The sequence below is a fragment of the Plantactinospora sp. KLBMP9567 genome (genome assembly GCF_033446045.1).
Lineage (GTDB): Bacteria > Actinomycetota > Actinomycetes > Mycobacteriales > Micromonosporaceae > Plantactinospora.
The window spans coordinates 92,750-115,819 of record NZ_JAWQRR010000053.1 but is presented as its reverse complement, the minus strand read 5'-3'; the positions used below and the strand labels follow the sequence as shown (position 1 = coordinate 115,819).

Sequence of the window (23,070 nt, the reverse complement as noted above, 5' to 3'; positions counted from 1 at the left end):
CACCGGGCTCCGGCGACCGACGGCCGGAGGTTCTGCCCGGTAATGCCCACCTGCCACCGTAATGCCCCCTACCGTTGGTGAGCGTGATCTCACCCGGTACGGCGCTCGGGATGACCGAAGCCACACCGGGGCCGGAAACCCTCCCACCGACCAAGACGACTAATGACTGTGACTGAGCGGACCACAGCAAGCACCCCGGCACCGGGCCACAGCCGCTGGCGGGTCGTCCGCCCGTGGCTCGGCACGGCCGCCCGGCTGGGCCTGGCCGCCGTGTGGCTCACCGCAGGCGGGTCCAAGGTCGGTGACCTCGCGGCCTCCGGTCGGGCGGTCAGCGCGTACAAGATCTTCCCGTACGACCTGGCGGTGGTGATCGGCGCGGCGCTGCCGTTCGTGGAGTTGGCCCTGGGGCTGATCCTGCTGGTCGGGCTCGCCACCCGGCTCGCCGGCGGGATCTCCGCGGCGCTCCTTGTGATCTTCATCGCCGGGATCGCCTCGGCCTGGGCGCGCGGCCTCTCCATCGACTGCGGCTGCTTCGGCAGCGGTGGTGACCTCGCCGCCGGCCAGGACCCGACGTACGGCACGGAGGTCCTCCGCGACGTGGGCTTCCTGGTGCTCGCCGGCTTCCTGCTGGTCTGGCCGCGTACCCCGGTCTCGGTGGACGCGGCGTTGGGTCGGGACACCCGCGAGGAGGAGAGCGACGATGAGTGACCGGAACCGCAAGGGACAGCGCCGGCCCGCCCGGGTGGTACGCGAGCAGATGGCCCGGGAGCGGCGCCGCAAGCGCACCCTGTGGACCTCGGTCGGCGCGGTCGTCGTGCTGATCATCGCCGGGTTGATCGGCTGGGGCGTCTCGGCCAGCCAGGACTCCGGCGACTTCACCCCGCCGGGCGGGGCCAACCCGGAGGGCACCGGCATCGTGATCGGTTCCGGGCCGGTCAACATCGACGTGTACGAGGACTTCATCTGCCCGATCTGCCGCACCTTCGAGCAGCAGGCCGGCGGCACCCTCGACCAGCTCGTCGCCGAGGGCAAGGTACGGGTCACCTACCACCCGGTGGCGTTCCTCGACCGCTTCTCCAGCACCGAGTACTCGACCCGGTCGTCCGCCGCCTCCGGGTGCGCGGCGCAGAGCGGCAAGTTCCGGGAGTATGCGAAGGCGCTCTTCGACCGGCAACCGCCGGAGGGCGGCGCCGGGCTCAGTGACGATCAGCTCGTCGAGGTCGCCACCAGCATCGGGCTGGCCGGGGACAGTTTCCGCAACTGCGTCGAGGAGAATACCTTCGACAAGTGGACCGAGCACGTGACCGACGAGGCGGCCCGGGCAGGGGTGACCGGCACGCCGACGGTGCTCGTCGCCGGCAAGCAGGTGCAGGCCAGCGCCGAGGCGATCACCGCAGCGGTGGCGGCGGCCGGCAAGTGACCTGCCCCACTCCGGGCAGCGGTCGGAGCGACCTGCTGCGGCGGGTCGGGATCGCCCTGGTGGCGGCGCTGGCCGGCGTACTCGGGTCCGCCGCGCCGGCCGCCGCGCACGCCGCCGACACCCCGGACGGCACCAACTACCGCACCGAGGTCACCGGGGTGAGCCCGGCGCTGCCGGGGCTGCGGGTACGGGTGGTGGAGGGCGGGGCCCGGCTCGAACTGGAGAACCGGACGGGTCGCACGGTCGAGGTGCTGGGCTACGCCGGGGAGCCGTACCTGGAGATCCGTCCCGACGGCGTCTACGAGAACACCGCCTCGCCGGCGACGTACCTGAACCGGACCCTCGCCGGGGACACCGCACTGCCGGCCGGGGCCGATCCGACCCGGGCACCGTCCTGGCGACGGGTCGACACCGAGCCGGTCGTCCGCTGGCACGACCAGCGCAGCCGCTGGCTGGCGGAGGCGCCACCGCCCGAGGTCGCCGCCGGCCCGGACCGGCCGCACCGGGTACGCGACTGGGTGGTGCCGCTGCGGGACGGACTGCGCCCGGTGGAGCTGCGCGGCACGCTGGACTGGCTGCCGCCGCCCGACCCGCTGCCCTGGTGGAGCGTGAGCCTGCTCGGTGCGCTGGCGATCGGGGCGCTCGGGGTGCTGCCCCGGAACTCCCGACCGGGCCGCCGGGCCACCGTCGGGCTGGCCGTACTCGCGGTCGTCGGCGGGGTGGCGGCGCTGGGCTTCGCGCTGGCCCGGGGCGCCGACGCCGGGCTCGGCGGGATGCTGCTCGGACTCGTCACGGCGCAACTCTGGCCGACCCTGACCGGCGTGGGGGCACTGGCCGCCGGGGCGTACGCGCTGACCCGGCGACCGGCCGGCGACTTCGCGCTGGCGCTCGCCGGTACCTGTCTGGCGCTCTTCACCGGGGTGACCAACGCGGCGGTCTTCCTCCGCTCGGTGGTCCCGGTGCCGTGGCCGGCACAGTGGGCCCGGGTCCTGGTCGCGGTGCTGATCGCGGTCGGCGGTGGGCTGGCCGTGGCCGGGGTGCTGCGGCTGCGCGCCACCGGCCGGGCGACCGACGCCACACCGACCGGCACCGGTGCAGGTCGACGGCCGACCCGCCGCTGGTCGGTGACCCTGCCGGCGGGCGAGCCCGGTTCGGGCACCGACGGAGGGCGCGCTGACCAGCCGGCGGTCAGCGGCTAGCGGTTGACCGGATTCAGCGTCAACGGGCGGCGGTCGTCCGCCGGAGCGGACTCAGCCGTTGGCGGCGAGTTGCCGGGCGGCCACCGCCGGGTCGAACCCGTACGGCAGCTCCAGGCGGTGCCGGGCGAGCAGGTCGGCGTCGGCGAGGATCTCGGCGGTCGCCCCGTCGGCGACGATCCGACCGGTGTCCAGGATCACCGACCGGTCACAGAGCTCCAGCGCGTACGGGAGGTCGTGGGTGACCATCAGCAGGGTCACCGGCAGCCGGCGCAGGATCCCGGCCAGCTCGCGGCGGGCGGCCGGGTCGAGGTTGGAGGAGGGCTCGTCCAGGACGAGGATCTCCGGGCGCATGGCCAGTACGGTCGCGACCGCCACCCGGCGGCGCTGGCCGAAGGAGAGGTGCTGGGGCGCCCGGTCCCGGTGCTCGGCCATCCCGACCGCGTCCAGCGCCTCGGTCACCCGCTGGGCCAGTTCGGCGCCGCGCAGGCCGAGGTTCGCCGGGCCGAACGCCACGTCCTCGGCGACGGTGGGCAGGAAGAGCTGGTCGTCGGGGTCCTGGAAGACGATCCCGACCCGGCGGCGGATCTCGGCCAGGGTGGCTCGGTCCCGGTCCACGGTCAGCCCGCCGACGGTGACCGTGCCGGCGCCACCGGCGAGGATCCCGTTCAGGTGCAGCACCAGGGTGGTCTTGCCGGCGCCGTTCGGGCCGAGCAGGGCGATCCGCTCGCCGCGCGGCACGGTCAGGTCGACGCCGCGCAGCGCGACCTGACCGTCGGGATAGCTGAACTGCACGCCACGGACGTCCAGAGACGGCGGGTCGGTGGCCGGAGCGGTGTCCACGTACCCGATCATCCCAGCACGACCGCGGCGGCGGCGATGCCTGTGGCGGCGAGCGGCACCGTCGCCGCCACCAGCCAGTGCCGGGTGGTGGCCGCACCCGTGGCCAGCCACACTCCCGGCATCCGGCCCTGGTATCCCCGGGAGACCATCGCCAGATAGACCCGCTCGCCCCGCTCGAAGGCGCGCAGGAAGAGCGCGCCCACTCCGGTGGCGAAGCCGCGCAACTGCCACAGGAACCGGGGATCGTCACCCCGGGAGATCCGGGCGACCCGCATCCGCCGTGCCTCGCCGACCAGTACGTCCAGGTAGCGCAGCATGAAGGTGGCGATCTGGGTGAGGATCTGCGGGCAGTGCAGCCGGTCCAGCCCGAGGATCAGGTCCCGCATCGTGGTGGTACCGGCGAGCAGCAGCGAGGCCAGCACCCCGAGGGTGCCCTTGGCCAGGATGTTCCAGCCGCCGTAGAGCCCGTCGACGGAGAGTTCGAGCCCCAGCCAGCTCACCCGCTCGCCGGTGCCGAGGAACGGCAGCGCGAACGCGAACACCACGAACGGCAGCTCGATCAGCGACCGGCTGGCCAGCCAGCGCAGCCCGACCCGGGACACCACCGCCACCAGCAGCACGAGCAGGAGGTAGCCGCCGAAGGCCCAGAACGCCTCCCGGGGGGTGGCGACCACGGCGAGGGTGAAGACCACCATCGCCGCGATCTTGACCTCGGGCGGCAGCCGGTGCACCGCCGACGTCCCGTCCTGGTAGAGCACGTGGGCGTGCCCGGCTCCCATCTCCGGCGCCCCTACTCGGTGCCGTCGGTACCGGTCCGGCCGGCGGGCGTCACGGTCGACCCGTCGCCGCCGCGCCGCGCGGGCGTACCCGTGCCGCTGCCGGCGGTCCGCGCCGGGCCGGATCCGGATCCGGAGCCAGCGCCCTGCGCCGAACCGGTGGCCCGCACCGAACCGGTGGCCTGCGCCGAACCGGTGGCCTGCGCCGAACCGGTGGCCTGCGCCGAACCGGTGGCCTGCGCCGAAGCGGTGGTCGGGCGGCGGCGGGTCAGCCAGAACAGGCCGCCGCCGACGCCAAAGGTGATCAGCACGCCGAGTACCCCGGAGAGCCCGGTGGAGAGGAACGCGTTGTCGACGCCCCGCACCCCGTAGTCGGCCAGCGGCGAGTCGGCCAACTCGTGGTCCTTGGCCTGCTGCGCCGGGCAGCTACCACCGGTGATGTTGTCGTCCGCGTCGAAGGTGCAGCCCTCGCGCAGCGACGAGTCCAGGCCGTCCGGGTGGGCCGAGGCGAAGTTGCTGGCCACTCCGGCCAGGAGCAGCGCGACCAGCAGGCCGCCCAGGATGAACGCGCCGGAGCGCTTCGAGATCCGGGTTCCTCCGATCGTCATCGGGCACCTCCTGCCAGCGGCAGTTGGTTGGCGGTCTGGAGCGGACGCAGCGAGCGCAGCGCGTAGACCAGGTCGGGCCGGACCTTCGCCACGGTGACCACGGTGGTCGCGGTGATCAGGCCCTCGCCGACGCCGATCAGCAGGTGCACCCCGGCCATCGTGCCGGCCAGCCCGCCGAGGCTGCTGCCGACGTCGGTGGTGCCGCCGAGCCAGTACTGCAGCACGAAGCCCTGCGAGGCGACCAGCACGCTGAGCACCGAGGCGACGAACGCGGTGACGGCCAGCCCGGTCACCGTACGGGGCAGGATCCGGAGCAGGAGCGCGATCAGCAGGTACGCGACCGCGACGCCGATCAGCGCCATGTTGGTGATGTTCAGGCCGAGCATCGCCACCCCGCCGTCGCCGAAGATCAGCGACTGCACGATCAGCACCACCGCCACGCAGAGCGCCCCGACCCAGGGCCCGACCAGAACCGCGGCGAGTGCCCCGCCGAGCAGGTGGCCGCTGACCGCACCGGTGAAGATCGGGAAGTTGAGCATCTGCACGGCGAAGATGAACGCGGCGACCAGCCCGGCCATCGGAGCGAGCCGGTCGTCCAGGTCCTGCCGACCGCGGAACACGCACAGCGCGAGCGCGACCAGGACCAACGCCCCGAACGCCGCCGCCACGGGACCGTTGATGATTCCGTTCGAGATGTGCATTGCCAGGTATTCCACGCCACCTCCCAGGTGCCGGCGCGGGATCCGCCCCGCCGGCCGGCCCAGCCTAGGAGCCGACCATCGCTATTGCCAAGATTTTGCAAGAGCTGTACGGCAACCGCAATCTCCGGTCCACCTGGCGATAGGGTCGTGGCCATGACCTCGCCGATCCGCCTCGCCCCCGGGGACGCCGCGCCCGACTTCGCGCTGACCACCGACTCCGGAGAGACGCTCTCACTCAAGGAACTGCGTGGCCGCAAGGTGGTGCTCTACGCCTACCCGAAGGCGATGACGCCGGGCTGCACCACGCAGGCCTGTGACTTCCGGGACTCGCTCGCCTCGCTCCAGGCCGCCGGCTACGAGGTGGTCGGCATCTCACCGGACTCCCCCGCCGCGCTGGCGAAGTTCCGGGACCGGGACGCCATCACCTTCCCGTTGGTTTCCGACCCCGACAAGGCGGTACTCGTCGCCTACGGCGCGTACGGCGAGAAGCAGTCGTACGGTCGGACGATCACCGGAGTGATCCGGTCGACATTCGTCATCGACGAGGAAGGCCGGATCGAGCGGGCGCTCTACAACGTCAAGGCCACCGGGCACGTCGCCAAACTCCGCCGGGACCTCGGCCTGGACTGAGCCCGCCAGCGGTCTAGACTTTGAGCGCAAGCGGGAGTGGTGTAATGGCAGCCACGCAGGATTTAGGTTCCTGTGCCTTCGGGCGTAGGGGTTCGACTCCCCTCTCCCGCACAGCTCGGTCCGGTCGGTGCCCGCGCGGGCACCGGCCCTGCTGTTAGCACCGTCACGCCCGGCGCGCGGGCCGACTGGGGCTGCCGGCGGACGGACGAGGATGGCTCGGGTGGGCATCCGCTTCGTACTCGACCCGCCGTCGACCCCCGAGTTGCGCGACGAGATCGTCCGACTGTGGACGGCGGTGACCAACGCCGGTGGCGCGGTCGGGTTCGTCGGCCCGGTCACCGAGGACGACGTCCGGCCGTTCGCGCTGGCCACCCTCCGGGCGGCAGACCGGGGGCCGGACCAACTCCTGGCCGGTTACCAGGGCGACGAGTTGATCGCCCTGCTCTTCCTCACCGACAACCGGTTTCACCTCAAGGCGCACTGGTGCGTGTTGAAGCGGGTGATGGTGCACCCCGACCGCCAGGGGTACGGCTACGGCCAGGCCCTGCTGCGCGAGGCCGAGCAGGTGGCCCGGAAGGCGGGCTGGGAGGCCCTGCACCTGACCGTCCGGGACGGCCGGGGTGTGGAGGAGTTCTACCGGCGGCTCGGCTATCGGGAGGTCGGCCGGCTGCCCGGGGCACTCCGGGTCGGGCCGGGCGACGACCGCGACGAGATCCAGATGTGGCTGCCGCTGACCTGACCACCGGCACCGGACAGCCGTCAGCAGACAGCGGTCAGCCGCAGCCGACCGGGCCGGGGCGGCCGGCCGCGGCCACCGGCTGTCCGGACGGATCCGCTCCGGTCGGCGTAGCCGGGTCGGACGTGGGCGACGCGGACGGGGCGGGGGTGTTGCGGAGGACGGACGAGGCGGACGGGCTCGGCGAGCCGGCAGCCGCCGGGGTGGGGTCGTACATCCGTACCGTGCCACGCTGCACCTGTCGGGGTGCCAGCCGGATTCCGGTGGCGACCGCCTGGTGCCCGTAGACGTCGGTCACCCGGATCGAGTACGGCCCCGGGCCGATCCCGCCGTCGATCACCCAGTAGTTGTCCGAGCCGCGCTTGGCCGCCCGCCAGCTCGAACCGCCCCGCTTCGCCGCCACCGACTTCACCGGGTTGCCGTGGTTGCCCACCTGCACCGCGAACCAGTACTGCGACACGCCGCTCTTGAGCCGGAAGGTGAGCGGGCCGGACAGCGGCGGGTCGACCGCCGCCCGGTAGCGCACCGGGACGATGCCCTGGGACAGGTCGGCGATCTTCGCGAACGCCTGCCTGGACAGGTCGATCTTGTTGTTGGTGCAGCCCGCGCAGCGGTCCAGCACCATCACCCGGACGGTGCCCTTCGGGCCGGTCACGTCGAGGAAACTGCCGCAGGCGGCCGAGCCGGCGTACTGGCTGGAGCCGAGCGCGACGTAGAGCCGGTTGGCCGGTGGGCCCGGCAGCGAGCAGTTGCCGCCCGAGCCACCCCCGTCGTAGTGCGACGCCTTTCCCTTGTAGACGGTCGCACCGACCGGCGGCCCGGCCCGCTCCACCATCGGCCCGAGCCGTTCCAGCGGTGGTGCGGCCAGTGCGGCGGCGCAGGCGGCCGGCTCGGAGAACTGCCAGAAGAGCACCAAGCCGAGGACGGCGGCGAGTAGCGCCGCGAACCCGCCGGCCAGCCAGCGTGGCGACGGACGCCGCCGCGGCGCCTCACCACCCGTGCCCGGGCCGTCGCCGGACTCCGAGGCAGCCGCCGGAGCGCCGCCGTCCGTACTGTCGGGAAGTTCCGCCTCGGTCATCCGGGGCATGTTGCCGTAGCCGTCGCGGCTTCCGCAAGATCTCCACCGGCCGCCTAGCCGGGCCGGTCGACGGGCGCCGATGGGCTGGCACCGGCCGCCCGCCCCGTTGTCGCCAGGCGGAAGAGGGCCAGCGCGGAAGAGGGCCAGCGCGGAAGAGGGCCAGCTCAGTCGAGCGGGTCCACCGGGTCGCCGACGGTGAGCGTGCCGGCCGAACCGGCCGGGCCGGGCACCGGCACCAGGTTCTGGCCGAAGACCAACTGCCGGTTGATCCGGCGGTACGTCGCCAGGGTGCGCAGCGGCTCGCGGCCGCGTACCCCGGTCTCCTGGTCGGTGGTGGTCACCAGGCAGCGGCCGCAGGGCTTGGCCACCCGGAACGTCACCGGGCCGATCCGGAGCCGGCGGCCGGTCCAGTCGTCCTCGGCCCACGGGTCGGCGCCGCCGACCACGACGTTTGGGCGGAACCGGGTCATCGGCAGCGGCGCCTCGACGTTGCCGGATTCGACCAGGGACTCGTTCAGCGCGTCCAGCGAGGCGCGGTTGGCCAGCAGCAGCGGGTAGCCGTCGGCGAAGCTGACCCGGTCGGCGGGGTCGACCAGACCGGTGTCCGGGATCGGGCGCACCGTCGGGTCGCCGAGCCAGACCAGCCGGACCTTCCGGTCGAGCAGCCGGGAGAGCCAGTCGTCGGCCGCCGGCTCCGCCCGCCGGGCCGGGGCGGCCGGCATGTTCGAGAAGACGCGTACCGCGACCGGCTCGCCGTCGGTCGGCTCGGTGACCTCCAGCGCGGGCCGGCCGGCGGCGCGCAGCACCAACCCGCCGGGGCGGAGTGCGGGTCGGATCGCCACCAGACCGGCCACCTGGCGCTGGGTGACGCCGACCCCGTCGTCGTCCACGATCATCCAGCGCCGGTCGCCGGCCAGGCCCCACGGCTCGACCCGGGCGGCGCCGAGGTCGAGCCGGTAACAGCCCTTGACCGGGTACATGTGCAGGGAGACCAGCCGCATGGCGTCCACCCTGCCACAGCGGTTCCGGTGGCCGGGTAGGTGGTTTCCGGCCACCGGGCGCGGAGCGCGGAACCGGACGCCTACCAGGCGATGCCGATCCCGTCGCCGGGGTACCAGTGCTGGGCCGGGGTCTCCCGGTAGGCGAGGAAGCGGCGGCCGGTCTTCTCGGCGTGTTCGGCGAGCACGTTGGTCACCGTGACGTTGTCGGTGAGCAGCCGGGCCCCGGGAGCCAGCTTCGGGGACACGGCTTGGAACTCCCGGCGTTCGTGCCCGGTGCTGTGGTTGCTGTCGTGCAGGAAGAGGTCGACCGGGCGGTCCAGCGCCTTGATCGAGGCGAGCGAGTCCCCGATCACCAGGTCGACCACGCTGGCCCAGGGCTCGGCCTTGGCCAGGTAACCGGCCTCCGGGTTGATGTCCAGCGAGGTGACCCGGCCCGGCTCGCCGTCGGCGGCGTTGCGCAACAGGGCCGAGGCGAGTACGCAGGTGCCGAGCCCCTTGTCGACCCCGGTCTCCACGACGTGCTTCGGCCGGATGGCCCGGACGATCGCGTACCAGCCGATCCGGCGGGCGTACCGGACGCGCCGGTCGGCCAGCCCTCGCCGGTCCGAGGCAGCGGTGGCCTGCTCGATGTGCCGCCGCAGCGGCTCGTCCTGCTCGATCTCGGTGAGGTACGTCCGCACCTGCTTGACCGGTACGTCGCAGGTCACGCTGACGAACCAGGCAAGGTGCTCCCGGCTGAGCTTGGTCAGGTCGTAGGTGTAGTTGTGGTGCTCGCGGGAGGTGAGCAGCCACTTGGCCGAGACACTGATCACCCGGGCGTCATGCCGGGCCACCCGCATGAACCGCTTGGGGAACGCGGCAACGGGGGCGAGGCGCGTGCGGGCGATCGCACGCCGGAAATTCGTACCGTCCACCCGGAAGGTTCTACCACGTTCGCGGTGTCCCATTGCCCTCTGAATTATTTCATGCATACAGTCTTCTTGTGAATGACAGCGCTGTCATCGCGGCCCCGCCGATGGACCGCGTGCTCGACCTGTTCCAGGGCATCCGGCTGACGCCGACCCAAAGGCGGATCGCGCACAGCCTGGTCCAGCACGCCGCCTCCGCCGCCTACCTCTCCGCAGCCGAGGTCGCCGAACTGGCCAAGGTCAGCCAGCCCTCGGTGACCCGGTTCGCCATGGCGCTGGGCTACGACGGCTATCCGGCGCTACGCCGCCGGCTCCGGGAGATCGCGGCCGCCGGCTACGGCCGACCCGATCTCGGGATACCGGCCGGCAACGAGATGCAGCGGGCGATCCGCGCCGAGGCCGACAACCTGGACCGGCTCGCCGAGCAGCTCGCCGACCGGGACGGGGTGACCGCCGCCGGCACGCTGCTGGCCGGCAGCCGCCCGCTGGTCGTACTCGGGCTGCGCGCCGCGGCCCCGCTGGCCGGCTACTTCGCGTACTTCGCGGCGAAGGTGCATCCGGACGTACGGGTCCTCGACTCCGGCGGGACGCTGCTGACCGACCGGCTGGAGCAGGCCCGGGCGGCCGGGGCGAGCGCGCTGCTCGGCATCGTGCTGCCCCGCTATCCCCGGGAGTCGCTGGACGCGCTCCGGGAAGCCCGCGCGGCCGGGATGTCGGTGGTGGTGATCACCGACTCGGCGGTCAGCCCGGCCGCCGAGTACGCCGACATCGTGCTGCCGGCCGCGGTCGGCGCCCAGCTCGTCTTCGACCTGCACACCGCGCCGATGGCGCTGTCGATGGTGCTACTCCAGGCGATCTGCGACGCCGCACCGGCCGACGCCCAGCGCCGGCTGGAGGAGTTCGAGCAGTCGGCCGCCCGCCGCCAGTTGTTCGTCGGATAGCCACCGGCTGTTCGCCAATCTCGCGCCACCACCCCGCACCGCACGCCACCGTCGAACCGTTCCACCGCAGGAGGAGTTGACATGCCCGAGCCGATCCGCGCCGCCCGCGGCACCACCCGGACCGCCGCCGGGTGGCCGCAGGAGGCGGCGCTGCGGATGCTGATGAACAACCTCGACCCGGAGGTGGCCGAACGCCCCGACGACCTGGTCGTGTACGGCGGGACCGGCCGGGCGGCCCGGGACTGGCCGTCGTACCACGCACTGGTCCGCACTCTCGGCTCGCTCGCCGACGACGAGACGATGTTGGTGCAGTCGGGGCGGCCGGTCGGGGTGTTGCGGACCCACGAGTGGGCGCCGAGGGTGCTGATCGCCAACTCGAACCTGGTCGGCGACTGGGCCAGCTGGCCGGAGTTCCGCCGCCTCGAACAGCTCGGCCTGACCATGTACGGCCAGATGACCGCCGGCTCGTGGATCTACATCGGCACCCAGGGCATCCTCCAGGGCACCTACGAGACCTTCGCCGCCGTCGCCGCGAAGCTCGCCGCCAGCCGCGCCGACGGGCAGCAGCCGAGTGCCGGCTCGTTGGCCGGCACCCTGACCCTGACCGCCGGCTGCGGGGGGATGGGCGGGGCGCAGCCGCTCGCGGTGACCATGAACGGCGGCGCCTGCCTGATCGTCGACGTCGACCCGGAGCGGCTGGCCCGCCGGGTCGCCACCCGCTATCTCGACACCGTGGCCGGCTCACTCGACGAGGCGGTCGAGCAGGTCCTCGCCGCCAAGCGGGAGCGCCGGGCGCTCTCCGTCGGGGTGGTCGGCAACGCCGCGACCGTCTTTCCCGAACTGCTCCGCCGGGGCGTCGAGATCGACGTGGTCACCGACCAGACCAGCGCGCACGACCCGCTGTCGTACGTCCCGGAGGGGCTGGAGCTGGCCGACGCCGCCGAGCTGGCCCGGGTGAAGCCGGCCGAGTACACCGAGCGGGCCCGGGCCGCCATGGTCAGGCACGTCGCCGCGATGGTCGGCTTCCTCGACGGCGGTGCGGAGGTCTTCGACTACGGCAACTCGATCCGGGCCGAGGCGCAGCTCGGCGGGTACGACCGGGCGTTCGCGTTCCCCGGCTTCGTGCCGGCGTACATCCGGCCGCTGTTCAGCGAGGGCAAGGGACCGTTCCGCTGGGCGGCGCTCAGCGGTGACCCGGCCGACATCGCCGCCACCGACCGGGCGGTGCTGGACCTCTTTCCGGAGAACGAGTCGCTGGCCCGGTGGATCCGGCTGGCCGGCGAGCGGGTCGCCTTCCAGGGCCTGCCGGCCCGGATCTGCTGGCTCGGCCACGGCGAGCGGGACAAGGCGGGGGTGCGGTTCAACGAGATGGTGGCCAGCGGCGAGCTGACCGCCCCGGTGGTGATCGGCCGGGACCACCTGGACGCCGGATCGGTCGCCTCGCCCTACCGGGAGACCGAGGCGATGGCCGACGGCTCCGACGCGATCGCCGACTGGCCGCTGCTGAACGCGCTGGTCAACACCGCCAGCGGCGCCTCCTGGGTGAGCATCCACCACGGCGGCGGGGTCGGCATCGGCCGCTCCATCCACGCCGGCCAGGTCTGCGTCGCCGACGGCAGCGCGCTGGCCGGACAGAAGATCGAGCGGGTGCTGAGCAACGACCCGGCGACCGGCGTACTCCGGCACGTCGACGCCGGCTATCCGGAGGCCGTCGCGGCCGCAGCCCGGGGCGACCTGCGCATCCCGATGGCCGAAGGGTAGGCGGGCGTTGACGTCGAACCCGATCCCGGTGCACACCTGGTTTCCCCGGCTCTGGGCGGAGATCGCCCCGATCGGCCGTGACCCGGGCACCGGCGGCTACCTCCGGTACGGCTTCACCGAGCCGGTACGCGAGCTGGAGCGCTGGTTCCGCGGCGTCGCCGAAGCCGACGGGGCGCACGCGGTCGAGCCGGACGGCAACGGCAACCTGATCGCCTGGTACGGCCCGCCGCCGGAGCGGGGCGACGCCGTGCTGCTCGGCAGCCACTTCGACTCGGTCCCGCACGGCGGCGGCTACGACGGACCGCTCGGCATCGTCAGCGCCCTGCTGGCGGTACGGGCGCTCCGGGCGGAGGGTCGGGAGTTCCGCCGCCCGGTCGGCGTGGTGGCGTTCGCCGAGGAGGAGGGCTCGCGGTTCGGCGTACCCTGCCTCGGCTCCCGGCTGCTGACCGGGGCGCTCGATCCGGACCGGGCGGCGGCGCTGACCGACCGGGACGGCGTCACCCTGGCCGAGGCGATGGGCGGTCGGCCGGTGGGGGTCCGACCAGATCTGCTGGACGGGATCGGCGCCTTCATCGAGCTGCACGTCGAGCAGGGCCGGGCGCTGGTCGACCTCGGCGCACCGGTCGGGGTGGCCAGCGGAATCTGGCCGCACGGCCGCTGGCGGCTGGACTTCACCGGCGAGGCCAACCACGCCGGCACCACCCGGATGGCCGACCGGCGCGACCCGATGCTGACCTACGCCTTCACCGTGCTGGCCGCCAGCAAGGAGGCCCGGCTGTGCGGTGCGCAGGCCACGATCGGCCGGGTCGAGGTGGAGCCGAACGCCACCAACGCGATCCCGGCCCGGGTCCGCGGTTGGCTGGACGCCCGGGCCGCCGACGCCGGCACCCTGGAGGCGCTGGTCGAGGGGGTACGCGGCAAGGCCGCCGAGCGGGCCAGCCGGGACGGTACGACGCTGACCGTCACCCGCGAGTCGCTCAGCCCACCTGTCGAGTTCGACGGCGGACTGGTCAAGGCGTTCCGCGAGGTACTCGCCGACGGCGTACCGGTGCTGCCGACCGCCGCCGGGCACGACGCCGGGATCCTGGCCGGGCACGTGCCGACCGCGATGCTCTTCGTGCGGAACCCGACCGGGGTGTCGCACTCCCCGGCCGAGGCGGCCGCCGACGACGACTGTGCCGAGGGCGTACGCCGGCTGGCCGACCTGCTCGCCCACCTGGCCGCCGGATGACCGCCCCCGAACCGGCCCGCTACCACGCCGAGTACGCCTGGCTGCCGGACCGCCCCGCGCCCGACGCCGACGTGCTGATCGAGGTGGTCGACGGCCGGTTCGGCCCGGTCACAGCCGGGGTGCCGGTGCCGCCGCCGGACGCCCGGCGGCTCCCCGGGTTGACCCTGCCGGGGCTGGCCAACGCGCACTCGCACGCCTTCCACCGGGCGCTGCGCGGGCGCACCCACGGCGGCCGGGGCGACTTCTGGGCCTGGCGCACCCAGATGTACGCGGTCGCCGACCGCCTCGACCCGGAGCGCTACCTCGCGCTGGCCCGGGCGACGTACGCCGAGATGGCGCTCGCCGGCATCACCTGCGTCGGCGAGTTCCACTACCTGCACCACGCCCCGGACGGCGCCCCGTACGCCGACCCGAACGTGATGGGTGCGGCGCTGGTCGAGGCCGCCGCCCAGGCCGGGATCCGGCTCACCCTGCTGGACACCTGCTATCTGACCGCCACGGTGGACGGTAAGCCGCTGGCCGGGCCGCAACTGCGGTTCGGCGACGGCGACGCGGCGGGCTGGGCGCGGCGGGCCGGCGCGTTCACCCCGGCCGGTGCGCACGCCCGGGTCGGTGCGGCGATCCACTCGGTCCGGGCGGTCCCCGCCGACCAACTCGCCGAGGTGGCCGGCTGGGCCCGCGAGCACGCCGCCCCGCTGCATCTGCACCTCTCCGAGCAACCGGCCGAGAACGAGGCGTGCCTGGCGTACCACGGGAAGAGCCCGACCGCGCTGCTGGCCGAGGCCGGCGTGCTCGGCCCGGCCACCACGGCGGTGCACGCCACCCAGCTGTCCGGTCTGGACCTCGACGTGCTCGGGTCCAGCGGTACCGGGATCTGCGCCTGCCCGACCACCGAACGGGACCTGGCCGACGGGGTGGGGCCGATCCGGAAGCTGGCCGACGGGGGCAGCCCGATCAGCCTCGGCACCGACAGCCACGCGGTGGTCGACCTCTTCGAGGAGGCCCGGGCGGTGGAGCTGAACCTGCGGCTGGCCACCCTGACCCGGGGCCAGTTCAGCCCGGTCGAGTTGCTGCGCGCCGCGACCGAGGGCGGGCACGCCACGCTGGGCTGGACGGACGCCGGCCGGCTGGAGCGCGGCGACCGGGCCGACCTGGTCACCGTCCGGCTGGACAGCGCCCGGACCGCCGGGGTGCCGCCGGTCGGGGTCTTCTTCGCGGCCGGGGCGGCCGACGTGACCGACGTGCTGGCCGACGGCCGGCCGGTGGTGCGGGAGGGCCGGCACGTCCGGCTCGACGTGCCGACCGAGTTGTCGGCGGCGATCGCGGCGGTGACGTCGTGAACCTGTGTGATCGCGACGGTGGCGCCGTGCACCCACGCATCGGGACGGTGACGCCGTGAACCTGCTGATCGACAACATCGGCGAGCTGGTCACCAACACCGGGATCGGCGAGGGCGGGCCGCTCGGCATCCGCCGCAAGGCGGCGCTGCTGGTCGAGGAGGGCGAGGTCGCCTGGATCGGCCCGGCCCGGTACGCCCCGGCCGCCGACCACCGGATCGACGCCGACGGCGCCGCGGTGCTGCCCGGATTCGTGGACAGCCACGCCCATCTGGTCTTCGCCGGTGACCGGGCCGCCGAGTTCGCCGCCCGGATGGCCGGCGAGCCGTACACCGGGGGCGGCATCCGGACCACCGTCGCCGCCACCCGGGCCGCCGACGACGACCGGCTCCGCGACACCGTCGGGCGGCTGCGCGCCGAGGCGGTCCGGCAGGGCACCACCACGATCGAGATCAAGAGTGGGTACGGGCTCAGCGTCGCCGACGAGGCACGCTCGCTGCGGATCGCCGCCGAGTTCACCGCCGAGACGACGTTCCTCGGCGCCCACGTCGTGCCCCCGGAGTACGCCGACCGGCCGGACGACTACGTCGGACTGGTCTGCGGGCCGATGCTCCGGGCCGCGCTGCCGTACGCGAAGTGGATCGACGTCTTCTGCGAGCGGGGCGCCTTCGACGCCGACCACGCCCGGGCGATCCTCACCGTCGGGCAGGCCGCCGGGCTGGGGGTACGGGTGCACGCCAACCAGCTCGGTCCCGGGCCGGGGGTGCAGCTCGGGGTGGAGCTGGGCGCGGCAAGCGTCGACCACTGCACCCACCTGTCCGATGTAGACGTCGACGTGTTGGCGATGGCGGAGACGGTGGCGACGCTGCTGCCCGGAGCGGAGTTCTCCACCCGGTCGCCGTACCCGGACGCCCGGCGGCTGCTCGACGCGGGGGTGACCGTGGCGCTGGCCACGGACTGCAACCCCGGGTCGTCGTACACCTCGTCGATGCCGTTCTGCATCGCGCTCGCGGTCCGGGAGATGGGCATGACCCCGGCGGAGGCGGTCTGGGCGGCCACCGCCGGTGGCGCGCGGGCGCTGCGCCGCGCGGACGCCGGAGTGCTCCGGCCGGGGGTACCGGCCGACCTGAGCATCCTCGACGCGCCCTCCTATCTGCACCTGGCCTACCGGCCCGGTGTTCCACTGATCAGCCAGGTCCTGCACAACGGAGTACCGCAATGTCAACCGTGACCCGACCCGTCGTCACCGTCCAGCCCACCGGGATCTCCCCGGCCGACGTGCTGGCGGTGGCCCGGGGCACCGCCACCGTCGTACTCGATCCCTCCACCCTGGACGCCATGGCGGCCAGCCGGGCGATCGTGGACCGGATCGAGCAGACCGGCCGCCCGGTGTACGGCGTCTCGACCGGGTTCGGCGCGCTCGCCACCACCTTCGTCGCGCCGGAGCGGCGGGCCGAGTTGCAGCACGCGCTGATCCGCTCGCACGCGGCCGGGGTGGGCGCCCCGATGCCCCGCGAGGTGGTCCGGGCGATGATTCTGCTCCGGATCCGCTCCCTCGCCCTCGGCCACTCCGGGGTACGCCCCGAGCTGGCCCGGGCGCTGGCCGACCTGCTCAACGCCGACATCACCCCGTGGGTGCCGGAACACGGCTCGCTCGGCGCCTCCGGCGACCTGGCCCCGCTGGCGCACTGCGCGCTGGTGCTGCTCGGCGAGGGCTGGGTGCTCGGCCCGGACGGCAGCCGGCAGGACGCCCCGGCGGCCCTGCATGCGGCCGGGCTGCGCCCGGTGACGCTGGCTGCCAAGGAAGGGCTGGCGCTGGTCAACGGCACCGACGGGATGCTCGGGATGCTGCTGCTGGCGGTCGCCGACGCACACCACCTCTTCACGATGGCGGACGTGACGGCGGCACTGGCCATCGAGGCGATGCTCGGCTCGGACCGGCCGTTCCTGCCGGAACTGCACGCGATCCGCCCGCATCCCGGGCAGGCGCTGTCGGCGGCCAACATCCACCGACTGCTCCAAGGATCGTCCATCATGGACTCGCACCGGGACGACCTGTCGCACGCCGTGCAGGACGCGTACTCGATGCGCTGCGCGCCACAGGTCGCCGGGGCGGCCCGGGACACCCTCGCCTTCGTCGACCAGGTCGCCGGCCGGGAACTGCGCTCGGTGGTGGACAACCCGGTCGTACTCCCGGACGGTCGGGTCGAGTCGACCGGAAACTTCCACGGCGCCCCGCTCGGCTTCGCCGCCGACTTCCTGGCCATCGCCGCCGCCGAGGTCGGGGCGATCGCCGAACGCCGGGTCGACCGGCTGCTCGACGTCACCCGGTCCCGGGAACTGCCGGCGTTCCTCTCCCCCGACGCCGGGGTCAACTCCGGGCTGATGATCGCCCAGTACACCGCCGCCGGGATCGTCGCGGAGAACCGGCGACTCGCCGCACCCGCCTCGGTCGACTCGCTGCCGACCAGCGGGATGCAGGAGGACCACGTCTCGATGGGCTGGGCGGCGGCCAAGAAGCTGGGTACGGTGCTGGAGAACCTGACCAGCCTGCTCGCGGTGGAGCTGATCGCCGGGGTACGCGGCCTGCAGTTGCGGGCACCGCTGACCCCGTCCCCGGCCGGCCGGGCGGCGCTGGCGGCGCTGCGGGAGGCCGTCGGCGAGCCGGGGCCGGACATCTTCCTCGCCCCGGTGATGGAGGCGGCCCGGGCGGTGATCGCCGGGCCGAAGTTGCGGGCCACGATCGAGGCGGAGGTCGGCCCCCTGGGGTAGAACATCCGGCATGGGTTACGAGACATGGTTCACCGGCCGGGTCAGCATCTCCCCACCGCTCAACCCGGCCGAGGTCCGTTACCTGACCCGGTTCGCCGAGGTCCGGCACATGCACCGGACCAAGGGACCGTACTTCGTCGGAGGCGGCGGCCACGCGGGGCAGGACATCGAGCCGGACGTACTCGACGGCAGCGAGCCGCCGCCCGGGCAGCCCGGCCTCTGGTGCCAGTGGTTACCGTCCGAGGACGGCTCCACCCTCGGCGGGGACGAGGCGGAGAAGTTCTACGACGCCGAGCGCTGGATGGCATATCTGGTCGACACCTTCCTCAAGCCCGGCGCCACGCTCGCCGGGGAACTCGCCGCGCCGCTTCCGGAGCGGGTCTACGCCGACGAGTTCGCGGAGTTCACCTTCGACCATGTGCTCACCGGTGTGATCGAGGCCCAGGGCGACGAGCCGGACGACCGGTGGCGGTTGGAGGTACGGGACAACGTCGTCTACGCGGTCCACTACGCGGCACCGCCCGACTACGACGAGATCGATGCGGCGGATCCCGGCGAGTGGGGTGACGCCCAGTGGGCGGAATACCTCGCCAGGACCCGGCACGACGTCGCGTACCTGGTGCGAGGCGGCGAGGTGGTCGAGGTCGACCCGGCGGACGGGCTCAGCTTCGCCCCGGTCGACGGACCTGGCGAAGGCTGACCGGCGGGAGCCAGCAGATCTCCGGGGCACTCTGTGTCGCCGGAGCGTTATCGGGCGGACCGGTCTGGGTAATTCCCCTGTGGACACCCACACCGAGGAGGACAAATGGCATCGCAGAGCACCGGCGGGGCGGCCGGGCAGGCAGATGGGTCGGTTCGCGGCACCAACGTGATGGCGATCCTCTCCCTGGTCTTCGCCTTCGTCTTCGCGCCACTGGGCATCGTCTTCGGCGTCGTCGCGAAGCGGCAGATCCAGCAGACCGGCGAGCAGGGCAGCGGACTCGCCAAGGCCGGCTTCTGGCTGGGCATCGTCTTCACCGCACTCACCGTGCTCTGGTTCGTCCTCATCGCCGTCGTCGCGGCGGCCTCGAACGGAAGCTGAGCGCAGCGCGAACACCCGGGGCGGTTCGTCAGGTCGCGGGCCGGACGAACCACCCCGCGGCGTTTGCGCTGGTACGTCACCTGCGCCGACGCCGCCGGCCGACCCGGCCCGGGCCATCCTCCGCCAACCTGCCGAGCGGCGCTCGGACGGCCTCGGTCGGCGGCACCGACGGTCGTGCCGGCCCGGACAGCAGCCGCCACATCCCGCAGTGGCACGACTGGTAGCTCACGATCCCGTCACTGGTCCGGTGGCGTGACCGGGTCCGCCAGAGGTGCCCGTTCTCGTCGCTCATGGTCCGAGCCTGCTGTAATGGCATTGTGCATCTCAACCCTTACGGGCAGGACGCCGTACGACTGATCGCCGAGCTGGCCAACGACCCGCCCCGCTCCCTGCCCGACCTGGTAGGCCGGTGCGCCGCCGCCGGGCTGGTGCTGGACATGCCGGTCGGCGAGCAGGACCTGACCGTGGCGCTGGAGCTGGTCGACCAGTGGTCCGAGATCGTCGACGCCACCGATCCGGCCCAGCGGGCCGCCCTGGTCAACCGGCTGCTGGCGTCGGCGTCGGCGTACCCCCGGCTCACCGATCACGGCGGTACCGGGTGGCACCTGCACTACCGGGACGAGGGCGTACCGCTCGGTGCGGTGCTGCGGGCCCTGGTCAGCGTCGGTACCGCGCTACACCTCGCCGGGCGGGGAATGTCCCGACTCGGCCGCTGCGCTGCCGACGGCTGCCGGACCATCTACGTCGACACCTCACGGGGCGGTCAGCAGCGGTACTGCTCGCCCCGCTGCGCCAACCGCGACGCCGTCCGCCGCCACCGAAGCGGCCGAATCCGTTAGATGTTGACGACTTTTTGTCGCTCCAACCGCAACAAGGCGTCAAGATCTTGGCGGGGTGGATGTCAGTAGCGGGCGGCGTAGTGCGTCGGGGACTCGCCGAACATCTTCCGGAAGTCGCGGGTGAAGTGCGCCTGGTCGGCGTAGCCGAGTTCGGCGGCGAGCGCGGCCCAGTCGACCGGTTCGCCCCGGGCCAGCCGCTCGGTCACCTCGCGCAGCCGGTAGCGCCGGATCACCCACTTCGGCCCGATCCCGACGTACTCGGCGAAGAGCCGCTGCACCGCCCGGACGCCCATCCCGAGGTGCTCGGCGACCGCGTCCACCCGGTTGATCCGGGGACTGGCGGCGATCGTGGCGACGACCTCCGCGACCTCCTCCGCCCGGGGATCGGGTTCGGGCCGGCGGCGCCGCAGATATTCCTCCACGCTCGGCACGTCGAGCGGATCGGGCAGGTCACCCGGAAAGACCTCCGCCGCGTCGATCGACCGGTCCGTGATCGTCGAGACCGGTGCGCCCAGGAACGGCCGGAAGCAGCCCGGCCGGAACGCCACCCCGAAGACCCCGTCGACGCCGGTCAGCACCCTCACCTGGTGTCCGCTGCTGACGCCGTTCACGATCCCGCGACCGCCGTGGAACGTCAGGTGCACGTTCGGGTACGGCACGATCAACTGCCGGTACGGCTCGGCGTACTCCCAGGAGACGATCCAGTAGCGCTCGACGTACGGGGTGAGGTCCGGCGACGGGGCCGGAAAGGCGTGCCGCTGGTATCTGGTCCACGCCCCGCCGAGTTCGCGTACGTCCCTCCGCACGCCCGCCAGGTTATGTCGCGTTCGTTCAAGACGACCGCCACACCTCGTGGTGTGCTTGCCGACATGCCTGACGCACCGTACGTGGCCAGGGCGGCCGCCCCGCTGATCGAGATCATCCGCGACATCAAGCCCGACCAGCTCGACAATCCCACCCCGTGTGCCGAGTACGACGTCCGGAAGCTGGTCAACCACCTGTTGTTCTGGGGCCCGTCGCTGGAGGGTGCCGGGCGGAAGGAGACCGTACCGCCGCCGGCCGGCAGCGAGACGGAGCTGGACCTGACCGGGGGCGACTGGGCCGCCGACCTGACGGCGCTGGTGGAGCGGATCGCCGGCACCTGGGCCGAGCCGGCCGCCTGGGACGGCACCACCCGCATGGGCGGCCCGACGGAGCTGCCGGCCGCGCTGGTCGGCGGGATGATCGTGACCGAGCTGGTGGTGCACGCCTGGGACCTGGCGAAGGCGACCGGGCAGCGCCCGAATTGGGACGACGACCTGCTCGGCTACGTGCACGACGAGGTGGCGAAGACCGCCGAGCAGGGCCGGCAGATGGGTGTCTACGGGCCCGAGGTCGCGGTCCCGGCCGCGGCGCCGACCCTGGACCGGATCCTCGGAGTCGTCGGCCGCGACCCCACCTGGAGCCGCTGACCCCGCCGGCTTGCCCCGGGCGGGAGCCGCTGGCCCGCCGACCGGCTCCGGCGGGATCCGGTGACCCGTTGGCCGGTCGACCGGCTTTCCGGCTCAGAGCGAGCCCGGAGTGCCGGTCGTGGCATCGACATGGACCAGGAAGAACACCGGTCGGGCGGTGGGAAAGAGCTGTCGGCCGTGTTCGTCGACCATCTTCCACCGCACCATGCAGATGGTCGGCGCGGACGGCGCGATCACGGTGACGGAGACCTCCACCCGCTCGTTCGGCAGCGTGTCACGGATCGGGATCCGCTCCGGACTCCGGCAGCTCCCCGGCTGGGCCGGCACGTCCTCCCGCTGGAGATGGCGGTTGCGCCAGGGCACCGTACCAGCGTTCTGGATCTCCCAGACCTTCACGAAGGTCTCGCCGACCCGTACCCGGGTGCCGTCCGGGATGGTGACGTCGGTGATGAACCGGCTCCGGTCGCCGTCGACCAGCGGTCCGGTGGGCACCCCTGCCGGGGCGGTGGTGGCGGTGCCCGCCGACGCGGCGCCGGTCGGGGCGCCGGACCGCTCGCGGTCGGCCCGGGCGGCGACGAGCAGGGCCACCGCCAGCAGCGTGCCGACCAGGGCCAGCGCTCCCAGCGTGACCGCCCCGCCGAGCCGGGCCGAACCGGGCCGACCCCACCCCGGGCCGAGACGACGACCCCACGCCGCCACCGCCGGGGATTCGCGGGTCAGCGGAACCGATCCGGCTTCCCCGGCGGTTGACGGGGCGGAGCCGGCGGCGGCTGACGGGCCGGAGGCGGCGGGGCGGGCCGACTCCCATCTGGCCCGCCACGCCGTCTCGTCGCCGTGGCAGACCCGGACGAATTCTCGGGTGGTCTCCCAGGACGGGAAGCGCGTTCCGGAGGCCGCCTCGTGCAGCGTGGTGTGCGAGATCGACCGGGACACCGCGGCCATTCGCCGAAACGACGGATTTCCCGCCTCGGCGCGCAGTCGGCGTAATGCGTCGGCGAATTCGGCGACCGGGTCCGGCGGTTCGGCGGAAATGCGATCCCGACCCGGGTCGTCGCCGGCACGCATCCAGACCCCCACCTTGTCAGAAGCGTTGTCAGCCCGCGTCAGACCCTACCGTACAACGAGACGGCGGCCGAGCCTCGAAGTGCAAGGGACGTCGATCCGACAGCGGAAGACTGGCACTGCCGGATTCGACGACCAATGAAATCGGAAATCGCCTCGGAAGAAAGCGTGAAAGAGAAATGAGAATTCGTTTCGCCGCCACCGTCGGCACGATGCTCACCCTCGCCGTCGCGTCAACCGTCCTCGGCACCTCCACCGCGTACGCCGCCGGGCCGGACGGCGCGGCCGCGCCGCACTGCGCGTACAACGCGGACACCGCGAAACTGGCCTGTGCCGCCACGCCGGAGCGGGCCAGGAGGGACGTGGGGGGCCGGGCCAGCTATCTCGTGGCGCAACTCTGGAAGGACGACGAGTATCAGGGCGGGACGCTGCGCTACTACAAGTCCCGGGCCTGCACCACGACGATGGACGACCGGGAGATCGCGGTCCCGGTCGTGCCGGCGGGCTGGAACGACAAGCTCACCTCGGTGAAGACCGATCGCAGCACCGCCAGCACCAGGTGCTCGGTACGGATCTACCAGCACGGTCGCTTCACCGGTCCGTCGTTCACCGTCTACCACTACACGCGAAATCTCGGCAACTTCGGCTGGAACGACCACGCCTCGTCCTGGTACATAAGCTGAAACCGAGCGCCGGCG

The 23,070-nt window shown here is 73.2% G+C and carries 25 protein-coding genes, 1 tRNA gene and 1 pseudogene; 17 read left to right on the top strand and 10 right to left on the bottom strand.

Annotated elements, in window-relative coordinates; genetic code table 11:
- Positions 1–168: 168 nt before the first annotated feature.
- From R6Y94_RS39255 to R6Y94_RS39245, 3 genes are read left to right on the top strand one after another with little or no spacing between them, the layout of a single operon-like run.
- The gene (locus R6Y94_RS39255; protein ID WP_318401902.1) at positions 169–708 is read left to right on the top strand and encodes a MauE/DoxX family redox-associated membrane protein; all 540 of its coding nucleotides are present in this window, start codon (positions 169–171) and stop codon (positions 706–708) included.
- The gene (locus tag R6Y94_RS39250) at positions 701–1,420 is read left to right on the top strand and encodes a DsbA family protein (RefSeq protein WP_318401901.1); all 720 of its coding nucleotides are present in this window, start codon (positions 701–703) and stop codon (positions 1,418–1,420) included. Before R6Y94_RS39255 ends, R6Y94_RS39250 begins: the two co-directional genes overlap by 8 nt.
- Positions 1,417–2,619: a hypothetical protein gene (locus tag R6Y94_RS39245; RefSeq protein ID WP_318401899.1), complete on the top strand. Its 1,203-nt coding sequence runs from the start codon at positions 1,417–1,419 to the stop codon at positions 2,617–2,619. The genes R6Y94_RS39250 and R6Y94_RS39245 overlap by 4 nt, the downstream gene beginning before the upstream one ends.
- A gap of 51 nt (positions 2,620–2,670) precedes the next feature.
- Here the strand turns inward: R6Y94_RS39245 and R6Y94_RS39240 are convergent, their stop codons facing one another.
- The 4 genes and pseudogenes from R6Y94_RS39240 to R6Y94_RS39225 form a co-directional block, all read right to left on the bottom strand.
- The gene (locus R6Y94_RS39240) at positions 2,671–3,471 is read right to left on the bottom strand and encodes an energy-coupling factor ABC transporter ATP-binding protein (RefSeq protein ID WP_318401897.1); all 801 of its coding nucleotides are present in this window, start codon (positions 3,469–3,471) and stop codon (positions 2,671–2,673) included.
- Positions 3,468–4,238, bottom strand: a complete 771-nt coding sequence (cbiQ, locus tag R6Y94_RS39235; protein WP_318401895.1) for a cobalt ECF transporter T component CbiQ — start codon at positions 4,236–4,238, stop codon at positions 3,468–3,470. Before cbiQ ends, R6Y94_RS39240 begins: the two co-directional genes overlap by 4 nt.
- 191 nt (positions 4,239–4,429) lie before the next feature.
- Positions 4,430–4,822 (bottom strand): annotated as a pseudogene (locus R6Y94_RS39230) (PDGLE domain-containing protein); the annotation flags it as partial.
- A gap of 17 nt (positions 4,823–4,839) precedes the next feature.
- Positions 4,840–5,559, bottom strand: coding sequence for an energy-coupling factor ABC transporter permease (locus R6Y94_RS39225; protein WP_318401893.1), 720 nt, complete (start codon positions 5,557–5,559; stop codon positions 4,840–4,842).
- Positions 5,560–5,697: 138 nt separating this feature from the next.
- Here R6Y94_RS39225 and bcp point away from each other — a divergent pair, with 138 nt between their 5' ends.
- From bcp to R6Y94_RS39210, 3 genes are all read left to right on the top strand, one after another.
- The gene (gene bcp / locus R6Y94_RS39220; RefSeq protein ID WP_318401891.1) at positions 5,698–6,174 is read left to right on the top strand and encodes a thioredoxin-dependent thiol peroxidase; all 477 of its coding nucleotides are present in this window, start codon (positions 5,698–5,700) and stop codon (positions 6,172–6,174) included.
- A 30-nt stretch (positions 6,175–6,204) separates the two neighbouring features.
- Positions 6,205–6,285, top strand: a tRNA-Leu gene (locus R6Y94_RS39215).
- Positions 6,286–6,394: 109 nt separating this feature from the next.
- On the top strand, positions 6,395–6,913 hold the full coding sequence (locus R6Y94_RS39210) for a GNAT family N-acetyltransferase (RefSeq protein WP_318401890.1): 519 nt from the start codon (positions 6,395–6,397) through the stop codon (positions 6,911–6,913).
- A gap of 34 nt (positions 6,914–6,947) precedes the next feature.
- Here R6Y94_RS39210 and R6Y94_RS39205 read toward each other — a convergent pair whose 3' ends face one another.
- The 3 genes from R6Y94_RS39205 to R6Y94_RS39195 form a co-directional block, all read right to left on the bottom strand.
- Positions 6,948–7,988 (bottom strand): expansin EXLX1 family cellulose-binding protein, encoded by a 1,041-nt coding sequence (locus tag R6Y94_RS39205; RefSeq protein WP_318401888.1) that lies wholly within the window; start codon positions 7,986–7,988, stop codon positions 6,948–6,950.
- Positions 7,989–8,152: 164 nt separating this feature from the next.
- Positions 8,153–8,989 carry an MOSC domain-containing protein gene (locus tag R6Y94_RS39200; RefSeq protein ID WP_318401887.1) on the bottom strand — a complete coding sequence of 279 codons (837 nt, stop codon included), beginning with the start codon at positions 8,987–8,989 and terminating at the stop codon, positions 8,153–8,155.
- 80 nt (positions 8,990–9,069) lie between these two features.
- On the bottom strand, positions 9,070–9,903 hold the full coding sequence (locus R6Y94_RS39195; RefSeq protein ID WP_318401885.1) for a class I SAM-dependent methyltransferase: 834 nt from the start codon (positions 9,901–9,903) through the stop codon (positions 9,070–9,072).
- Positions 9,904–9,971: 68 nt separating this feature from the next.
- Between R6Y94_RS39195 and R6Y94_RS39190 the strand changes: the two genes are divergently transcribed.
- The 8 genes from R6Y94_RS39190 (at position 9,972) to R6Y94_RS39155 (ending at position 19,020) form a co-directional block, all read left to right on the top strand.
- A complete protein-coding gene (locus R6Y94_RS39190; protein WP_318401884.1) occupies positions 9,972–10,838 on the top strand; it encodes a MurR/RpiR family transcriptional regulator in 867 nt (288 codons plus the stop codon).
- A gap of 81 nt (positions 10,839–10,919) precedes the next feature.
- Entirely contained in the window at positions 10,920–12,599 is a 1,680-nt protein-coding gene (hutU, locus tag R6Y94_RS39185; RefSeq protein WP_318401882.1) for a urocanate hydratase, read from the top strand.
- 7 nt (positions 12,600–12,606) lie between these two features.
- Positions 12,607–13,830: an allantoate amidohydrolase gene (locus R6Y94_RS39180; protein WP_318401880.1), complete on the top strand. Its 1,224-nt coding sequence runs from the start codon at positions 12,607–12,609 to the stop codon at positions 13,828–13,830.
- A complete protein-coding gene (locus R6Y94_RS39175) occupies positions 13,827–15,170 on the top strand; it encodes a formimidoylglutamate deiminase (RefSeq protein ID WP_318401878.1) in 1,344 nt (447 codons plus the stop codon). The genes R6Y94_RS39180 and R6Y94_RS39175 overlap by 4 nt, the downstream gene beginning before the upstream one ends.
- A 55-nt stretch (positions 15,171–15,225) precedes the next feature.
- Positions 15,226–16,398, top strand: coding sequence for an imidazolonepropionase (gene hutI, locus R6Y94_RS39170; protein ID WP_318401876.1), 1,173 nt, complete (start codon positions 15,226–15,228; stop codon positions 16,396–16,398).
- Complete coding sequence (gene hutH, locus R6Y94_RS39165; protein WP_318401874.1) at positions 16,386–17,939, top strand: histidine ammonia-lyase; 1,554 nt, start codon at positions 16,386–16,388, stop codon at positions 17,937–17,939. Before hutI ends, hutH begins: the two co-directional genes overlap by 13 nt.
- Positions 17,940–17,949: 10 nt before the next feature.
- Positions 17,950–18,639, top strand: a complete 690-nt coding sequence (locus R6Y94_RS39160; RefSeq protein WP_318401873.1) for a hypothetical protein — start codon at positions 17,950–17,952, stop codon at positions 18,637–18,639.
- 105 nt (positions 18,640–18,744) lie between these two features.
- Positions 18,745–19,020, top strand: coding sequence for a DUF4190 domain-containing protein (locus R6Y94_RS39155; protein ID WP_318401871.1), 276 nt, complete (start codon positions 18,745–18,747; stop codon positions 19,018–19,020).
- A gap of 76 nt (positions 19,021–19,096) precedes the next feature.
- Here R6Y94_RS39155 and R6Y94_RS39150 read toward each other — a convergent pair whose 3' ends face one another.
- The gene (locus R6Y94_RS39150) at positions 19,097–19,312 is read right to left on the bottom strand and encodes a hypothetical protein (RefSeq protein ID WP_318401869.1); all 216 of its coding nucleotides are present in this window, start codon (positions 19,310–19,312) and stop codon (positions 19,097–19,099) included.
- A gap of 25 nt (positions 19,313–19,337) precedes the next feature.
- Between R6Y94_RS39150 and R6Y94_RS39145 the strand changes: the two genes are divergently transcribed.
- Positions 19,338–19,859: a CGNR zinc finger domain-containing protein gene (locus tag R6Y94_RS39145; RefSeq protein ID WP_318401868.1), complete on the top strand. Its 522-nt coding sequence runs from the start codon at positions 19,338–19,340 to the stop codon at positions 19,857–19,859.
- Positions 19,860–19,921: 62 nt separating this feature from the next.
- Here R6Y94_RS39145 and R6Y94_RS39140 read toward each other — a convergent pair whose 3' ends face one another.
- On the bottom strand, positions 19,922–20,665 hold the full coding sequence (locus R6Y94_RS39140) for a helix-turn-helix domain-containing protein (protein ID WP_318401866.1): 744 nt from the start codon (positions 20,663–20,665) through the stop codon (positions 19,922–19,924).
- 63 nt (positions 20,666–20,728) lie between these two features.
- Here R6Y94_RS39140 and R6Y94_RS39135 point away from each other — a divergent pair, with 63 nt between their 5' ends.
- On the top strand, positions 20,729–21,310 hold the full coding sequence (locus R6Y94_RS39135) for a TIGR03086 family metal-binding protein (RefSeq protein ID WP_318401865.1): 582 nt from the start codon (positions 20,729–20,731) through the stop codon (positions 21,308–21,310).
- A gap of 93 nt (positions 21,311–21,403) precedes the next feature.
- On the opposite strand, the gene R6Y94_RS39130 is transcribed toward R6Y94_RS39135, so the two are convergent.
- Positions 21,404–22,375 (bottom strand): NBR1-Ig-like domain-containing protein, encoded by a 972-nt coding sequence (locus R6Y94_RS39130; protein WP_318401863.1) that lies wholly within the window; start codon positions 22,373–22,375, stop codon positions 21,404–21,406.
- A 176-nt stretch (positions 22,376–22,551) separates the two neighbouring features.
- On the opposite strand from R6Y94_RS39130, the gene R6Y94_RS39125 reads away from it, so the two are divergent.
- Positions 22,552–23,055: a hypothetical protein gene (locus tag R6Y94_RS39125; protein WP_318401862.1), complete on the top strand. Its 504-nt coding sequence runs from the start codon at positions 22,552–22,554 to the stop codon at positions 23,053–23,055.
- Positions 23,056–23,070 lie beyond the last annotated feature (15 nt).

Excerpts from the sequence above, each read along its gene's own strand:
- R6Y94_RS39250 (WP_318401901.1), top strand. The coding sequence starts at position 701 with ATGAGTGACCGGAACCGCAAGGGACAGCGCCGGCCCGCCCGGGTGGTA.
- R6Y94_RS39240 (WP_318401897.1), bottom strand. The coding sequence starts at position 3,471 with ATGATCGGGTACGTGGACACCGCTCCGGCCACCGACCCGCCGTCTCTG.
- cbiQ (WP_318401895.1), bottom strand. The coding sequence starts at position 4,238 with ATGGGAGCCGGGCACGCCCACGTGCTCTACCAGGACGGGACGTCGGCG.
- bcp (WP_318401891.1), top strand. The coding sequence starts at position 5,698 with ATGACCTCGCCGATCCGCCTCGCCCCCGGGGACGCCGCGCCCGACTTC.
- R6Y94_RS39205 (WP_318401888.1), bottom strand. The coding sequence starts at position 7,988 with ATGACCGAGGCGGAACTTCCCGACAGTACGGACGGCGGCGCTCCGGCG.
- R6Y94_RS39200 (WP_318401887.1), bottom strand. The coding sequence starts at position 8,989 with ATGCGGCTGGTCTCCCTGCACATGTACCCGGTCAAGGGCTGTTACCGG.
- hutU (WP_318401882.1), top strand. The coding sequence starts at position 10,920 with ATGCCCGAGCCGATCCGCGCCGCCCGCGGCACCACCCGGACCGCCGCC.
- R6Y94_RS39175 (WP_318401878.1), top strand. The coding sequence starts at position 13,827 with ATGACCGCCCCCGAACCGGCCCGCTACCACGCCGAGTACGCCTGGCTG.
- hutH (WP_318401874.1), top strand. The coding sequence starts at position 16,386 with ATGTCAACCGTGACCCGACCCGTCGTCACCGTCCAGCCCACCGGGATC.
- R6Y94_RS39160 (WP_318401873.1), top strand. The coding sequence starts at position 17,950 with ATGGGTTACGAGACATGGTTCACCGGCCGGGTCAGCATCTCCCCACCG.
- R6Y94_RS39155 (WP_318401871.1), top strand. The coding sequence starts at position 18,745 with ATGGCATCGCAGAGCACCGGCGGGGCGGCCGGGCAGGCAGATGGGTCG.
- R6Y94_RS39150 (WP_318401869.1), bottom strand. The coding sequence starts at position 19,312 with ATGAGCGACGAGAACGGGCACCTCTGGCGGACCCGGTCACGCCACCGG.
- R6Y94_RS39135 (WP_318401865.1), top strand. The coding sequence starts at position 20,729 with ATGCCTGACGCACCGTACGTGGCCAGGGCGGCCGCCCCGCTGATCGAG.
- R6Y94_RS39130 (WP_318401863.1), bottom strand. The coding sequence starts at position 22,375 with ATGCGTGCCGGCGACGACCCGGGTCGGGATCGCATTTCCGCCGAACCG.
- R6Y94_RS39125 (WP_318401862.1), top strand. The coding sequence starts at position 22,552 with ATGAGAATTCGTTTCGCCGCCACCGTCGGCACGATGCTCACCCTCGCC.